Consider the following 15,865-nt stretch of genomic DNA (forward strand, 5'->3'; position numbering starts at 1 on the left):
GGCCGGACGGGCGGGGTGCCGATGCGGCAGCAGGACGTTCCGCGCCGGCGGCACGGGGGGCGGTGCGGTCGTGCGCGGGCGGGGCGGCGGTCGGACCCGCCGGTGGGAGCGCTCCCATGATGGGAGCGGGGTGACGTCCTGTCAACGGACGGGACGGGGGGAACGCGAGGTGGGTTCCCCGACGGCTCCCCGCACGGCGTCCCGGGCCGCCGCCGCAGCGCGCGGCTGGACGTCGAGGGGATCCGGGACGTCCTGCTCCGTACGGGGAGGACGGCCGCCGCGCCGCCGCCGGTCACGACGGGGAACCGGGCCGTGCCGCGCTCCGGGAGGAGGCGGCACGGGCGGGGGTCACACGGCCGGCCGGGGTGCGGAGTGGCGGGCCATGAGGTGTTCGATCAGGGTGAGCAGGACGTTCCGGCCTTCGGCCCGTTCGCGCGCGTCGCACATCACCAGGGGGACCTGCGGGTCCAGGTCCAGGGCACTGCGGACTTCCTGGAGCGTGCGGTCGCGGACGTTGTGGAAGCAGTTGACCGCGACGACGAACGGCACACCGCGGCTCTCGAAGAAGTCGATGGAGGCGAAGCTGACCTCCAGGCGGCGGGTGTCGGCCAGCACCACCGCTCCCAGGGCGCCGTGCACCAGGTCGTTCCACATGAACCAGAAGCGTTCCTGGCCGGGGGTGCCGAACAGGTAGACCACCAGGTCGTCGCTGATGGTGATCCGCCCGAAGTCCAGGGCGACGGTGGTGGTGGTCTTGGCGTCGATGCCGACCAGGTCGTCCACGCCGACGCTGGCACGGGTCAGGTATTCCTCGGTGTGCAGGGGGGCGACCTCGCTGACCGCGCCGACCAGGGTGGTCTTGCCCACGCCGAAACCGCCGGCGATCAGGATCTTCACGGCCTGGGCCGTCTGCGCCGGATCAGAGCCCGCGAAGCCCATCTCTCACCGCCTCAAGGATCGTCATGTCGGGGAGGGCGCCGTTGTGCGCGAAGGCCAGGGGCGGCCGGGCCCGTACCCGGCCGGCGTCGATCAGGTCGCCGACGAGGATCTTGGTCACCGACACCGGCAGGTCCAGCCCGGCGGCGATCTCGGCCACCGCGACGGGCCTGCGCGCGCACAGGCGCAGGATGGTGCGGTGTTCCGGCTGCAGGGCGGACCGGCCGGCCGCGGTGTCCGTGCCGGGCGCGGTCCGTGCCGTGATCAGAGTGATCAGGGTCAGGTCGTCGCGGCCGGCGGTGGTACGGCCGCCGGTGATGGTGTAGGGACGGACCAGCGGTTCGTCGGCCTCGTCGTCCTCCAGGTCCTCCGTCCAGTGCCTCATGCGCCGGCCCCGGGGGCCGCGGGCGGGGACGGGTCGGACCGCGGGATGCGCGCGTCGGTGCCCAGCTTCTGGCCCACCTGCTGGACCAGGGTGTGCATGGCGACCGCCATCACTTCGGCGTCGACCTCCTGGGAGGCGACCACGGCCAGGTGGGTGCCTCGGCCGGCCGCGGTGACGAACAGCCACAGATCGGCCATCTCGACGATGACCTGGTGGACCGGTCCGCCCTGGAAGAGCTGTCCGACGCCACGGGCCAGGCTCTGCTGGCCGGTGGCGATCGCGGCCAGGCGCTCGGCGTCGGAGCGCTCCACGGTCCTCGAGCGGCTGATCACCAGGCCGTCGTCGGACAGCACGATGGCATGCCGGGCGCCGGCGACCTGGTCGACCAGTCCGTCGAGGAGCCAGTCCAGGTCTGCGTCGGTGGCGGTGGTTCGCTGAGTCATCCTCGGTCTTCCGTCGTGAGCGGTTCGGGCTGGTCGGTGCCGGGCGCGGGCGGCCGCGCGCCGGCGGCGCGGTTCTTGCGGGACTGCCGCTGGAAGGCGCCGATGGTGGCGCCGGAGCGGGCCGGGGCGCCGGGCGGGGCCGGGGCGGCCGTGGGGTCCGGCGGGGCCGGCGCGCGCAGTTCGGCCACCAGGCTGGCCTGGCGCGTCCGGCGGGGCAGCGGTGCGGGCCCGGTCTGCGGGTCCGGGGGGCCCGCGGGGGCCGGTGCCTGCGCGGTGACGTCGGCCATCGCCTGTCCCCGCGACCGCACCGGCAGGCCGTCCGGGCCGTCCGCGGGGCGGGGGCCGTCCGCGGGGCGGGGGCCGGCGTGCCGGTGCCGCGGGGAGGGGGGAGCGGCGTCGTCCGGCGGCGGGCCGCCGGCCGCGTCCGGCACCGGCCGGGGCCGCTCGGCCACGAGGTCCTGCGGGACGAGGACGATGACGCGGGTGCCGCCGAACGCCGACGGCCGCAGTTCCACCTGCAGGCCCAGGGTCTTCGACAGGCGGGCCACCACGTACAGGCCCAGGCGCACGTCGTCGGCGCGGGTCATCACGTCCATCTGCGGGGGCGCCTGCATCAGGGCGTTGGCGGCCTCGTACTGCTCGGCCTCCATGCCCAGCCCGCGGTCCTCTATCTCCACCGCGATGCCCCGGCTGACCGGCGTCGCCTTGATCTCGACCGGAGCCGGCGGCTTGGAGAACGCGGTCGCGTTCTCCATCAGCTCGGCCAGGATGTGGATCAGCGGTCCCACCGCCCGCTCGGAGATCCACGGCCGGCCCTCGACGTCGATCTCGATGCGCCGGTAGTCCTGGACCTCGCCCTGCGCGGCGCGCAGGACGTCCAGCAGCGGCACCGGTCTGCGCCAGCGGCGCCGGGGCTGGCCGCCTGCGAGGATCACCAGGTTCTCCTCGTAGCGGCGCAGCCGGGCGGTGAGGTGGTCCAGGTCGAACAGGCCCTCCAGCACCTGCGGGTCCTCGTGCCGGCGCTCCAGCTGGTCCAGCTTCTTCAGCTGCAGGCCGATCAGCAGCTGGGTGCGGCGCGCGATGCGCTGCAGCAGCCGCTCGAAGCCGCGGTGCTGCTCCGCCTGGCGCACCGCGGTGTGCACCGCGGTGCGGCTGGCCAGGTTCAGCGCCCGGCTCAGCTGGCCGAACTCGTCCCGGGCCGGGGACAGTTCCGGCACCTCGGCGTCCACGTCCACGTCCTCGCCCTGTTCGAGCCGGGCGACCACGCGCGGCAGCCGCTGTTCCAGGTCCTGCGCCTGGCCGTGCACGGCCAGGATGCGCCGGCGCAGGAGCGTGGTCAGCCGCCAGGTGACCAGCACGACCAAGGCGACCGCGAGCAGGCCCAGGGCGGCGGTGGAGTACAGGTACAGCCTCAGTTCCTGCACGGCGGCGGCACCGGCGGCGTTGGAGACCTGGCTGTGCACGCCGATGAGCTGTTCGAGACGGGCGAGCGAGGCGTCCGTCGCGGTCCGCCACTGCCGGGCGCGGGCCGGGGACAGCGCGATGCCGTCGCCGTCGGCGGCCTGCAGCCGCTCCTCCAGCGCGACCCGCGTCTTCCACGCCTCGCTCCGGGTCATCGCCGTGTACAGCCGGCTCTCCTCGGCGCTCAGGTTCGGCGCCACGCGCGACTTGAGCAGGTACTCGTGGGTGCCGACGGCGTCGACGACCAGGTCGTAGTCCTCGGCGGACAGCCGGCCCGAGGCCCAGCCGCGAGCCAGCACCGCGTCCTCACGGCCGATCATGTCCACGACCCCGTTCAGGTCGAGCAGGACCTCGGACAGGCCGGTCACCTCGCCGTTGGCGCCGTGGGAGATCGCCGCGAAGACCCTGGTGCCGGCTTCGATGGCCTCGGTGTAGTAGGCGAACGCCCGGTCCTCGTCGGCGGTCCCGGTGTCCACCGCGCGGCGCTCCTGCGCGAGCCGGCCGGTCACCCGCACGGTCCGGGAGATCGCGGCGGCCAGGCCGCGCTGGCCGTCCCTGGTGTCGGCGGAGGTCAGCGGCTCGAAGGCGCGCAGGGCGCGGTCGGTGACCGCGCGCTGCCGGATCAGGGCGGTCCGGGACGCCCGGGGGGAGGCCAGCGCCTCCTGGGTGAGCCGCCGTTCCCGCTCCAGGGAGTTGAACAGCGCCGCGTTCAGCGGGCCCACGGTCGTCTTCAGGTCGTGCTGGACGGACTGCTCCCGGTACTCGCCGCCCAGTTCGTACGTGGCCAGGCCCCACAGCGAGACCAGTGCCACGCTCGGCACGAGCAGCAGCACCAGCAGCACCGTGCGCAGCGGCAGACGCCGTTCGCCGGCCGGCCGCGGCCGCCTGTCCGCCGCACCCCTCCGTCGGCGGCCGGTCCGCGCACCGCCCGTTCCGCGCCGTCCGCCCCTGTTCGATCCGCTCACCCGCAGGACACTCTCCTCGTCACTGGTCAGCCGCACCTGTGACGAAAAAGCGCCAGACAGTAGCGGTTGGTGGCCTGATATTAGCCATACAGCGCACGGACGCCGAAAATGCATTCGATGCGACAAGGGAATACGGCCTGCAGAAACGGGCTTATCGCCCGGTAACGGAAGATCCACTCCCTGCATTTCTCGCCACACCGGCCGACCCGGCCGGCACCGCCCGAGCGTCGACGCCGGCCCGTGCGGCGACGGGAGGGGCGACCCCTTCGGACGGCGCCCGCGGCACGGCGGCCGAGCGGGCCGCCCGCTCGCCGGGGACCCGCCGCGCGGGCACGTGCGCGGGCCTTCCGGGGGGCGCCGCCCCTCCACACGCGGCGGAGGAGCACGCCCGAAGCCGCATCCGGTTCGCCGCGCCGTCGGCGCCCGCGCCGGCGACGAGACGCCCGCGCCGGGGACGAGACGGCCACGGCCCGCCGCGGCCCGCCGGCCGGATCCGCGACACGGCCGAAGTCCTCCGGCACGACCGGCGCGCGGCCCGGCGGACCGCGCCCGCCAAGCCGTCGTCACGCGGTCGCGCGCCCCCGTCGATACCGGCGCAGGGCCCCATTCCGGGCGGCACCGCCACGCACACCCCCGTACCGCCGTTAGTGCGGTGCCGCCCGCTTTCCGGCGGCCCAGCATCGTCGGACACGAAAGACACCATGCCCACCCCTGCTCAAGCCCTCCAGAACGTCCTCGGCCGGCCGCACTGCGGCCTCGGCGTGTTCGTCCCCGCCGGCCTGTACCCGCCGGCCGCCGAACGCCGGACCCTCGCCCGTCTCGCCGCGGCCGGCGCCGACCTGTTCGAAGTGGGCCTCCCCCACCACACGCCCTTCCTCGACGGACCCGTCATCCGGTCCGCCTACCGCCGCGTCCTGGACGGAGGAGCCGTGCTCGACCGCACCCTCCACGCGGTCGAGCACGCCGCCGGCCACGCACCGGCCGTGGTCATGACCTACTGGGAACCCGTCCGCCGCCACGGCCCCGAGAGACTGGCCCGCTCCCTGCGGGAAGCCGGCGCCGCCGGCGTGATGGTCGTCGACCTGCCCGACGAGGAAGCCGGCGCCTGGCACCGGCTCACCGCCACGCTCGGCCTCACCGCGCCGCGCCTCGCCCTGCGCACGACTCCCCCGCGGCAGCTGGCCGCGATCGCCGCGCACGCCTCCGGCTGGCTCTACGCCCCCGCCAGCGCCGCCCCCACCGGCTACCGCGGCCCGCTCGACGTGCCGGCCCTGGCCGCGGCCGTGCGGCGCCTGCGCCGGGCCGGCCCGCTCCCGGTCGTCTCCGGCGTCGGCATCTCCACGCCCCGCCGCGCGGCCGACGTCGCCCCCCTGGTCGACGCCGTCGTGATCGGCACCCCCGTCGTCCGCGCGCTCACCCAGGGCCCCTGCCAGGCGGGCGAACTCGTCGCCTCCTTCGCCCACGCCCTCCGCCCGACGCCCCGCGCGTACCCCGCCGTCCACTCCCCGCACCGCCGGGTCCCCCAGCCGGCTCCGAGCTGACGCCGCCCGCCGGCGCTCCCCGCGGACCGCCGGCGGCGAGGACCCCGCCCGCCTCGGCGAACGCACCACCGCCGGCCGGGCCCGGCCGCACGGACGCCGTCCCGCCGTCCCCGGCGCCGGCGCCGTGCCGCCGGGCCCACCGGCGGTCACCGGTCCGTGTCCTCCCCCAGGGCGATCATCTCGGTGATCTCCGCGGCGCGCGCCGCCTCCTCGGCGGCGAACCGTCGCGCGTCCAGCGCCTCGGCGATCTCGTCGTCCTGGCGCATCAGCCGGTCCAGGTCGCTCTCCCGTACGTCCCCGTCGCACAGTTCGGCGAACGCCTCCCGGACCTCGGGGCTCCACAGCCCGATGTCCCTGACGCAGGGCGCGATCCGGGAGAACAGCGCCCGGCGGAAGGCACGCAGGCCACCGCTCTCCTCCGTGATGCGGACGGCCGCGGCACGGGGCACGCCGAAGTTCTCCAGCACCTCGGTGCCGCGCAACCGGTTCCGCATCAGGTGGCAGCCCTCGATGACGAACTCCTCGCGCTCGGCCAGTTCGCCCGCGCTCAGGCCGCGGTAGTGGTCCCTCAGGGCCATGCGGCCGAAGGCCACGTGGCGGGCCTCGTCCTGCATGACGTAGGCGAGCAGGTGCCGGGGAAGGGGCTGCCGGGTGGTGTCCCTGAGCAGTCCGAACGCCGCCAGCGCCAGCCCTTCGACGAGGACCTGCATGCCCAGGTACGGCATGTCCCAGCGGGAGTCGCGCAGCGTGTCGTCCAGCAGCGTGCGCAGGCTGTCGCCGACCGGGTAGCTCAAGCCGATCTTCTCCCGCAGGAAGCGGGAGAAGATCTCGACGTGGCGGGCCTCGTCCATGGTCTGGGTCGCCGCGAAGAACTTGGCGTCCAGGCCGGGCGTGGTCTCCACGATGCGGGCCGCGCAGATCATGGCGCCCTGTTCGCCGTGCAGGAACTGGCTGAACTGCCAGGCGGCGAAGTGCCGCCGCAGTTCGCCTCGCCGCTCGGGTCCCAGGCGCTCCCAGTACGGGGTGCCGTGCAGCGGGAGCGCCTCGTCGGGGGTGCCCAGCGGGTCGTCGGGGTCCACGTCGAGACGCCAGTCGATCCGGCGTACGGCGTCCCACTGCCGGTCCTTGCCGCGCTGGTAGAGCGCGAGCAGTCGTTCGCGGCCGTCGTCGTACTCCCAGGAGAAGGTGCTCGCCGCGCCGGCGGGCACGGTCCAGTGGCCGGCGGCGGACGGGGGCGGGGCGGGAGAGGTCACGAGCGCGGTCCTCCTTCCGGTGTCACAGCGGCTGGTCGACGTGATCGGGGGTGTAGCGGACGGCGTGGGCGTAGGCGTCCAGCAGTCCTTGCAGCGGGCGTTCGGGCAGGCCGGGCTTCCACAGTTCCACCGCCATCTCGCCGTGGTAGAGCATCGGCCAGCGGACGTACAGCCGGGGGTCCGCGGCGTCGTTGACGGCGCGCGACCGGGCGACGGTGTCGGCCGCCACGTCGGCCATCAGGTCCGTCCCGCAGCCGAAGCCGTACGGGTACAGCTCCCGGTTGGGCGGTACCGACTCGATGACCGCGGCGTCGGCCCGGTCGACCCCCACGTGGGCGTGCACGCCGCCGCGGATGAGCGGGGCGGTGCGTTCGCCGTCGGGGTCCACGACCCAGTGCCCGCTCGCCGACCGGCCCAGACGGACCGTGGGCACGGAGGAGAGCAGGGCGCACACCTCCCATGCCTCCACCGAGGGCCCCTTGGGGACGAGGCCCTCCGGGGCGAGGACCCGCAGGCGGTCGCCGCGGCTGCGGGGGTGGAGCACGGTCACCTCGTCCTCGCGCAGGTCCCGCTTGTCGACGTCCCAGCTGCCGGAGGCGGTGACCACGACGGCGTCGAGGCCGGGGTCGTAGAGGAACAGCATGCCCTCGCTGAGGCGCTTCCAGCCGAGGTACTCGCGGTACAGCGAGGCGAGGCCGGCCGAGACGTAGCGGTCGATGCGGACCGGTTCGGGGAGCAGGCCGAGCCGGCCCATCCGCCGCCCGGCCGCCGCCAGGTGTCCCGGTGCCTCGGAGGCGGCCCAGGCGGTGGCGGGCAGGGCGTCGCGGACCACGTCGTAGCGGTCGCCGACGTCCCGGGCGCAGGCGGCGGTGACCAGCCGGTCGCGGATCCGGTCGGCCGGCTGTCCGGTCTCGGTGGGATGGCCTCCTTCCAGGGTGAACAAGGTGGCTTCCCGCCCGTCGCGGCTGACCAGGACCGCGCGGGGGGCCGCGGTCCGCGCCATGACGGTCCGCCCGATCCCGACCGCCTCGGTGTGCCGCAGGCCGGCGAGGCGTTCGGGAACCTGGGCGATCACCACCGTCCGGCGCGAGCCCACGCGCAGCCCGAGTTCGCCGCAGGTCCGGGCGCTCAGCGGTGGGCTCTGCTCGGGAACCCGGTCGGGCAGGGGCCGCGGGCCGGCGGGGATGTGCGTGACGATCAGCAGCAGGTCGACGTCGCCGTGCGACGATTCCACGACGGCGTGTCCCTGTTCCTCGAAGGCCGCGGTGAGCTGGCGGACGAAGACGCCCAGCGCGGTGTCGTCCGGGTGGGGCCGCCCGGCGACCTGCACCACCAGCGGCCGCCACCACGGCAGTTCGTCGAGCCGCACCGCCGGGCGGTCCTGCGGCCCGGTCATCGGGCGCCTCCGGCGACCAGCGGCAGGACACGGCGCGCCAGGTCGTCGAGGCAGCTCGCCGCCATCAGTTCCAGCGCGGGGATGTTGCATCCCAGCGCGCGGTCCACGGCGACGGAGAGTTCGACGACCATGAGCGAGTCGAGTCCCAGCTGGTCCAGCTTGCAGGTGCGGTCGACCCGCTCGGGGGTGGTCTGCGCGACCTCGGCCACCAGCGCCGCCAGCTCCGCGGAGACCGCCTCGACCGCCTCGTCGCCGGAGAGCGCGGCGAGCCTGGAGCGCAGCGCCTCGGCGCGGCTGACCCCCGCGCGGCCGGCGGCTTGCCGGCACGCGGCGAAGGCCGGCCGGTTCAGCCCGGCGAGCAGCTGTCCCATCCTCTCCCAGTCCACCCGGCCGAACACCCCCACGTGGGGCCCGTGCCCGAGCTGCCTCTCGAACGCCTGCCAGATCTCCGCCGGCGTGACCGAGCCGAACCCCATGCGGTGCAGCGTCTGTTCGAAGCCGGTCCGGACGACGAAGCCGGTCTCGGCGACGCCGCCCAGGGCCTGGGCGGACCCGGGCAGGCCCTGGGCGCGCCGTCGCCGGACCAGGGCCTCCAGGTAGGCGTTGGCGGCGACGTAGGCGCTCTGGAGCTTGTTGCCGCCGAGGGCGGCCACGGAGGAGCACACGTGGAAGAAGTCCAGCTCGCGGTCGAGGGTGAGGTCGGACAGGACGGCGGCCCCGCGCACCTTGGGGTGCAGGACGGCGTCGAAGCGTTCGGCCGTCAGCTGGGCGAGCGGGGCGTCGTCGAGGACCATCGCCGCGTGCAGGACGCCCCGCACCGGATGTCCCGCGCCGTCCGCGTCGGCGATCGCCTGCCGCATCGCCTCGCGGTCCGCCACGTCCGCGGCGAGCGCCGTCACCCGCGCCCCGGCCGCCGCGAGCCGCTTCAGCAGCGCCGGCGCCTCGGGGGAGTCCGCGCCGCGCCGGCCGACCAGGACGAGGTGCCGGGCCCCCCGTCGCACCAGGTGCTCCGCCAGCGCCGCCCCGAGTCCGCTCAGGCCCCCGGTGACCAGGTAGCTGCCGGTGGCGTCCGGGGCGGCCGGCGACACCGGCTGTTCCACCGGGACCGGCTCGCCCAGTTCGATGACGATCTTGCCCAGGTGGTGGGAGTGGCGCAGGGAGCGGAACGCCTCGGGCACCGCGTCGGCGGGGTGGACCTGGTGGGGCAGCGGCCGGTAGCGGCCGTCGGCGACCCGGCGGCACAGTTCGGCGAACTCCTCGGCCGCGACCTGCGGCAGCTGCTCCGGCAGGGCCGCCACGTCGACGCCGAAGTAGGCGATGTTGCGCCGGAAGGGGCCCAGCAGGAGGGGGGTGTTGGCGTAGAGGTCGCGTTTGCCGAGTTCGACGAACCGGCCGCCGGGGCTCAGGCACTCCAGGCCGCGCGCGATGGCCTCGCCCGCGAGCGAGTTCAGCACCACGTCGACGCCGCGGCCGTCGGTCAGCTCGCGGACGTCCTCGGCGAAGCGCAGGTCCCGCGAGTTCAGGACGTGCCGGACACCGAGCATCCGCAGCAGGTCGCGCTTGGCCGGGGCTCCCGCGGTCGCGATGACCTCGGCGCCCGCGGACCACGCGTACTGCAGGGCGGCCAGGCCCACTCCGCCGGCCGCCCCGTGGACCAGCACCCGCTCTCCGGCGCGCAGGCGGGCCAGCCGCTCCAGCCCGTACTGGACGGTGAGGAAGACGGCGGGCAGGGTGGCCGCCTCGGCGAAGGACATCCGCTCCGGGACCCGGCCCAGCTGCTCGGCCCGGACGACGACGTGCGAGGCGAACCAGCCGGCCCCGCTGCCGAAGACGCGGTCCCCGGGGGCGAGGCCGGTCACTCCCGCTCCGACGGCGACCACTTCGCCGGCGCCCTCCAGCCCGAGGGCGGGGCCCCGGAGACCGGGTACCGGCCGGTCGTCCGGGATCAGCCCGGTGGCGAGCATCACGTCGCGGTAGTTCAGGGCGGCGGCCCGTACGGCGACCAGCACCTCGCCGGCCGAGGGAACGGGGACGTCGTACGGTTCCCAGACCAGGCGGTGGGCCATGCCGGGGTCGCGCAGGCTCAGCCGGTATCCGTCGGCCCGCCGGCAAACCGGCGGCGCGGCCGTGGTGAGCCGGGGGACGAAGCGGCCGCCGCCGGTCAGGACGATCTCCCGTTCGGCCCCGGGGTCGTCCAGCTCGGCGAGCAGCCGCGCCGCGTCCCGGCCGGTGTCCCCCGAACGCTCCAGCGAGATCATCCGCACCTCGATCGCGGGGTGCTCGCCGGCGACGGTGCGGCCGAGCGCCCAGAGGGCGGCGGCCTCGGGCGCCCGGGGGCGCTCCGGGGCCGGGAAGAGACCGGTCGGGGGCAGGACCAGCCACAGCGAGGCCTCCCGGCAGGTGCCGAGGGCGGCCACCACGTCCCGGACGCGGCAGGCGGCACGGGTGATCGCGGCGGCCGGGTCGGGCGCCGGGGCGGCGGAGCCGGCCGGTCCGGCCTGGTCCGCGGGATCCAGCAGCAGGACCGCGCGCACACGGTGGTCCGGCCCGGACGGCACGGTCGCGGCCCAGTCCGGCCCGTCGAGCGGCAGGGACCGGGTGCCGAGCGCCTCGGCGAGCCGGCCGGAGAGCGCGTCGGGGCCGTCCGCCGCCACCAGCCACCGGCCGGCCGGCGGCGGCGTGGCGGGCGGCGGGCAGGGGGACGCGGGTGCGGTCGCGCGCCGGGCGAGGATCACCGAGTCGCTCGCGCGCTCCACGTCCGGCGCCTCCCCGGTGCAGGCCACGGCGTCGAATCCGTGCGCGCCGAGCAGCGCCTTCCACTGCTCGCGGGTCAGCAGGGGGGAGTCCTGCCGCAGGTCGGTGTCCGTGTAGTCCCAGTAGTCGTCCAGCACGCCGAAGAAGGTGGACACCCAGTCGCTGTCGTGGCTCTCCAGCGCCAGCAGCACGCCCCGGTCGGCGAGCAGCACGGCGAGCCGGTCGACGGCGGCGCCCAGGTCCTTGGCGGTGTGCAGCGCGTTGGCGGCGACCACCACGTCGAACTGGTTCGCGTGCATGCCCTGCCCGGCGGAGTCGTGGTCGAGATCGAAGGTGGCGTACTCGACGAAGTCGTACGCGGCGAACCGGGCCTTCGCCTTCGCCAGGAAGCCGGCCGAGCGGTCGGTGAACAGGTAGCGGGTGCGCTCGGGAGGCAGGACGGGCAGCAGCGCGCCGGTCATGCCGCCGGTCCCGGCGCCCACTTCCAGGACGCGCAGCGGCCGGTCGGCGGGCCACTGCTCGGCCATCGCGCCCAGCAGCTTCCCGGCGTAGGCGTTGTGCAGGCGCAGGTGGGGCGCGGTGCCGTAGAGCTGGGTGAGGAAGTGCTGGTCGGCCTCGCCGAAGAGGACCTCGCGGGGATCGTCCGCTCCGCGCAGCAGGCGGGTGAGGCGCAGCCCGCAGCGCAGCCCCGGCAGGGTCAGGGTCAGCGCGTCGGGCAGGTCGGCGAGAAGGGGGCGGATCCGGTCCAGCGGGTCCGCTGCGGTCGTCCCTCCGGTCAGCCGCCAGCGGTCGTGAGCGGTCCGTTCGGCGAGGCCGAACGCGCACATGGTCGTGGCCAGCCGGCGGAGGTAGGGCCGGTACTTCGGCAGCGCGCCGGCTTCGCACAGGTCGTCGAGCCCGAAGTCGGTCCTGCCCGGCAGGAGCGTCTCGACGGCGCGCCGGGCGAACAGCGCCGCGATCTGGCCGGTGCGGGCCGTCACCTGCTCGTAGCGGTCGTCGACGCGGTCGCGCAGGCGCGCCCGGGCGGGGGCCGTCCGTGCCATCAGCTCGGCGGGAGCGGGCAGCCGCACCGGGGCGGCGGCGCCCCGTGGCGCCGCCCGGAGCACGAGTTCCTGCAGTGCGGCGGGGGTGCCGCCGTGCTGGTCGAACCGACGCAGCCGGCAGCCTTCCAGCTCCATGCAGACCCGGCCGTCCCGGTCCGTCAGCGACACGTCCCAGACGGCTTCCCGGCCGGTCGCCCCGACCAGCCGCAGGTGCAGGTGGCCCTCGGGGGCCGGCGGGTGCCACAGGCGCACGGCCGCCAGCTGGACGGGCAGGAAGAGCGCCTCCCCCGCCGCCCCGGCCAGGAGCGGGGCTCCGGCCTGGAGGGCGCCGTCGGTCACCACCGGGTGGGCGAGGTAGCCGTCCGTGCTCTGGTCGGTGCGGTAGGAGGCGAGCAGTTCCCCCTCGCCGAGCCGGAACTCGGTGAGGACCTGGAAGGCTGGACCGTGCGTGATGCCGCCGGCGGCCAAGCCCCGATAGTGCGCGGCGGCGGGCACGGGGTCGGGGTGGAGCCGGTCGCGCAGCGCGGCCAGGTCGAGGGGGGCGGGCGCCGGCCGCAGCAGGCGGCGTACCCGTCCTTGCGCGTGGTGCTGCCAGGGCGCGTCCGGTCCGGTGCGGCCGGCGATGGTCACGGTCCCGGTCCGCGGTTCCAGGCCCGTCTGGAGCAGCAGGTCGTCGGTGCTGTCCTCGCCGGGCAGGACGCAGGCGCTGGTGAGAGAGAGGTCGGTGACTTCCAGCACGGTCGTGTCGAGGAGGTGACGGCCTGCGGCGAGCGCGATCTCGAGGTGTCCGGTGGCCGGCAGCACGGTGGTCCGGCCGACCCGGTGCTCGGACAGCCACGGGCTGCGCACCGTGCTCAGCACGCCGTGCCAGGCGGGTCCGGCCGTGACGGCGCGCTGGCCGAGCAGCGGGTGCAGGGACACGCCGTCGCCGGCGATGCCGGACCACCAGCCGGGCTCGGCCTCCCAGTACCGCTCCCGCTGCCACGGGTAGGCGGGCAGTTCCACCGGCGGGACCGGCCGGGGGAAGTGCCCGTCGGTGTCGACCGCGGCCCCGGCGGCCAGCAGGTGGGCGACGGTTCCCCTGAGGGCCGCCGGGCCGTCGGCCCGGCGGGAGCCGGTCTTCACCACCGCGGCGGGCGGGGAGCCGCCCCGGGTCAGCCGGCGCAGGTAGGGGCCGAGGACGGAGTGCGGGCCGATCTCGACGAAGACGTCGAAGCCCTGGGCGGCCAGCGCCTCGACGGCCGGCGCGAACCGCACCGGCTCGCGGACGTTGCGCCACCAGTACTCGGCGTCCAGCGGGCCGGCCTCCAGGACGCTGCCGGTCACCGTGGAGGCGAACGGCAGCGTGGGTTTCGCGGACGTCAGGCCGGCCAGGCCGGTGAGCAGCGCCTCCCTGATCGGGTCCATCGCGGCGCTGTGAAAGGCGTAGTCGAGATCCAGTTCGCGCGCGAACACCCCGCGCTCCTGCACGTGCCGGCTGAGGAGCGCCACGTCGGCGCCCGGCCCGGCGACCGTGGTGTCGGTCCTGCTGTTGACGCCGGCCAGTTCGAGCCGGCCGCCGTAGGGGGCGAGTTCGGCCGCCAGCTCCTCCTCGCCCAGTCCGACGGCCGCCATGCGCCCCGTGCCGGCCGTGGTCTCCTGGGCCCGGCTTCGCGCGGCGACCACGCGGGCGGCGGACGCCAGGTCGAGCGCTCCGGCCACGCAGGCCGCGGCGATCTCCCCGACGCTGTGACCGACGACGGCCTGGGGCCGCACTCCGTGCGCGCGGAGCACCTCGACGACACCGAGCTGATAGGCGAACAGCAGCGGCTGGGCCGTTCCGGTGGACTTCAGCCGCTGCGCGTCGCCCGCCGCGAGCGCGTCGACCACCGACCATCCCAGCAGGTCGTCGAGGACGCCCGCGGCCCTCTCCACGGCCTGCCGGAAGACGGGGTCGGCGCGCAGCAGCTCGGCGCCCATGCCGGGCCACTGCGATCCGTTCCCGGTGAAGGCGAACGCCACCCGGCCGTGCGCCACCGTCCTGGCCGTGGCCGAACCCGGCGCCGGGCGTTCGCCGCGGGCGGCCGCCGTCAGGGCGGACGCCGCCTCCTGCGCGGTCTCGGCCAGCACCACGGTGCGGTGGTCGTGCCGGGCCCGGCGGCGCGTCGTGGTGTGGGCGATGCCGTAGAAGGCGCCCGGGTCGGCTTCCTCCAGGCGCTCGGCCAGCCGGCCGCACGCCTCGGCGAGGGCGCTTGGGCCCCGGGCGGTGACCATGACGGGCAGCGGGCCCCCGGCCGCCGCCCGCGGGCCGGGGCCGGGGCCGGGGCCGGACGGGGCGGGGCCCAGCAGCACATGCGCGTTGGCGCCGCCGAAGCCGAACGAGTTGACACCGACGACCGCGTCGGGGGACACCTCGACGCGGTGCGGCCGGACGGTGGGGGCGAGGTTGAGCTCGTGGAAGCCGATGCGCGGGTTCAGCGGCTCGGCGTGCAGGGTGGGCGGCACCAGGCCGTGCCGCAGCACCAGGATGGCCTTCAGCAGGCCGGGCACCCCGGAGGCCGGTTCCAGGTGGCCCAGGTTGGTCTTCACCGAGCCGATGGGCAGGGGCCCGACGGTGCGCCGGGTCCCGAGTGCGCGGCCGATGGCCTCGCACTCGACGGGGTCGCCGATCGCGGTGCCGGTCCCGTGGGCCTCCATGTAGACGAGGCGGTCCGGGTGCACCGACGCCGCGGCGTAGGCGGCCGTCAGGAGGCTCTGCTGCGCCTGCCCGTTCGGCAGGGCGATGCCGGGGGTGCGGCCGTCGTTGTTGGCGCCGCTGCCGAGGATGACCGCGTGGACGCGGTCGCCGTCGGCCAGGGCGTCGGGCAGCCGTTTGAGCAGCAGCAGGCCGCCGCCCTCGGAGCGGACGTAGCCGTCCGCGTCCGCCGAGAAGGCCCGGCACCGGCCGGTGGGCGACAGCATGGACGCGGCGGAGAAACCGGCGAACACGCGGGGGTCCAGCAGGATGTTGATGCCGCCCGCGAGGGCCATGCGGGTGCGGCCGGCGCACAGGTGCTCGTAGGCCCGGTGGACCGCGGTCAGGGCCGAGGAGCAGGCGGTGTCGAGCGCGAAGCTCTCCCCGTGCCAGTCCAGCAGGTGCGAGATGCGGTTGGCGGTGTTGGCCAGGGCGATGCCCGTCATCGAGTGGACGTCGCCCCGGGCGGGCCGGGCCTGCGCGAGACGGCCGAAGTCGTGGCTGGAGCAGCCGACGAAGACCGCGCCGTCGGTGCCCGCGCAGTCGGCCGGGTCCACACCGGCGTCGTCCAGCGCCTCGACCGCCAGCTCCAGCAGCATCCTCTGCTGCGGGTCCATGTGCTGTGCTTCTCGCGGGGAGATGCCGCGGAAGTACTCGCAGTCGAAGCCCTGGATGTCCGGCAGGAAGCCGCCGGCCACGGTGTAGGACCGTCCGGGCCGGCGCCGGCCGCCGTCCAGGAAGTCCGCCGCGTCGAACCGGTCCGGCGGGGCCTCCCCGATCAGGTCGTCCCCCTTGACCAGGGCGGTCCAGAGTCCGTCCAGGTCACTGATGCCGCCCGGTAGTCGGCAGGCGGTGCCGATCACGGCGACGGCTTGAGCCAGCTCGGCCATGGAACTCCTCACGGTGAAGGTCGGAAGGTCGGAAGGGGGCCGCCGGGTGTGTCCGGCGGCCGGCCGGCCCATCGGGAACCCGTGC

At 75.7% G+C, this 15,865-nt stretch carries 8 protein-coding genes; 1 reads left to right on the forward strand and 7 read right to left on the reverse strand.

Annotation, left to right across the window (positions count from 1 at the left end):
• Positions 1-348: 348 nt before the first annotated feature.
• The 4 genes from ABD363_RS08435 to ABD363_RS08450 are packed head-to-tail and all read right to left on the reverse strand — an operon-like array spanning position 349 to position 4,067.
• Complete coding sequence (locus ABD363_RS08435) at positions 349-939, reverse strand: GTP-binding protein (RefSeq protein WP_344601249.1); 591 nt, start codon at positions 937-939, stop codon at positions 349-351.
• Positions 920-1,321: a DUF742 domain-containing protein gene (locus ABD363_RS08440; RefSeq protein WP_344601250.1), complete on the reverse strand. Its 402-nt coding sequence runs from the start codon at positions 1,319-1,321 to the stop codon at positions 920-922. Before ABD363_RS08440 ends, ABD363_RS08435 begins: the two co-directional genes overlap by 20 nt.
• Positions 1,318-1,764 carry a roadblock/LC7 domain-containing protein gene (locus ABD363_RS08445; protein ID WP_344601252.1) on the reverse strand — a complete coding sequence of 149 codons (447 nt, stop codon included), beginning with the start codon at positions 1,762-1,764 and terminating at the stop codon, positions 1,318-1,320. The genes ABD363_RS08440 and ABD363_RS08445 overlap by 4 nt, the downstream gene beginning before the upstream one ends.
• A complete protein-coding gene (locus ABD363_RS08450; protein WP_344601254.1) occupies positions 1,761-4,067 on the reverse strand; it encodes a sensor histidine kinase in 2,307 nt (768 codons plus the stop codon). The genes ABD363_RS08445 and ABD363_RS08450 overlap by 4 nt, the downstream gene beginning before the upstream one ends.
• Before the next feature lie 824 nt (positions 4,068-4,891).
• On the opposite strand from ABD363_RS08450, the gene trpA reads away from it, so the two are divergent.
• On the forward strand, positions 4,892-5,731 hold the full coding sequence (trpA, locus tag ABD363_RS08455; protein WP_344601256.1) for a tryptophan synthase subunit alpha: 840 nt from the start codon (positions 4,892-4,894) through the stop codon (positions 5,729-5,731).
• 146 nt (positions 5,732-5,877) lie between these two features.
• On the opposite strand, the gene ABD363_RS08460 is transcribed toward trpA, so the two are convergent.
• From ABD363_RS08460 to ABD363_RS08470, 3 genes are read right to left on the reverse strand one after another with little or no spacing between them, the layout of a single operon-like run.
• On the reverse strand, positions 5,878-6,984 hold the full coding sequence (locus ABD363_RS08460; RefSeq protein ID WP_344601258.1) for a diiron oxygenase: 1,107 nt from the start codon (positions 6,982-6,984) through the stop codon (positions 5,878-5,880).
• A 22-nt stretch (positions 6,985-7,006) separates the two neighbouring features.
• A complete protein-coding gene (locus ABD363_RS08465; protein ID WP_344601260.1) occupies positions 7,007-8,380 on the reverse strand; it encodes a hypothetical protein in 1,374 nt (457 codons plus the stop codon).
• Positions 8,377-15,780: an SDR family NAD(P)-dependent oxidoreductase gene (locus ABD363_RS08470; protein ID WP_344601262.1), complete on the reverse strand. Its 7,404-nt coding sequence runs from the start codon at positions 15,778-15,780 to the stop codon at positions 8,377-8,379. Before ABD363_RS08470 ends, ABD363_RS08465 begins: the two co-directional genes overlap by 4 nt.
• Positions 15,781-15,865 lie beyond the last annotated feature (85 nt).

Origin of the sequence: Streptomyces glaucus, from assembly GCF_039533365.1 — a bacterium.
GTDB lineage: Bacteria > Actinomycetota > Actinomycetes > Streptomycetales > Streptomycetaceae > Streptomyces > Streptomyces glaucus.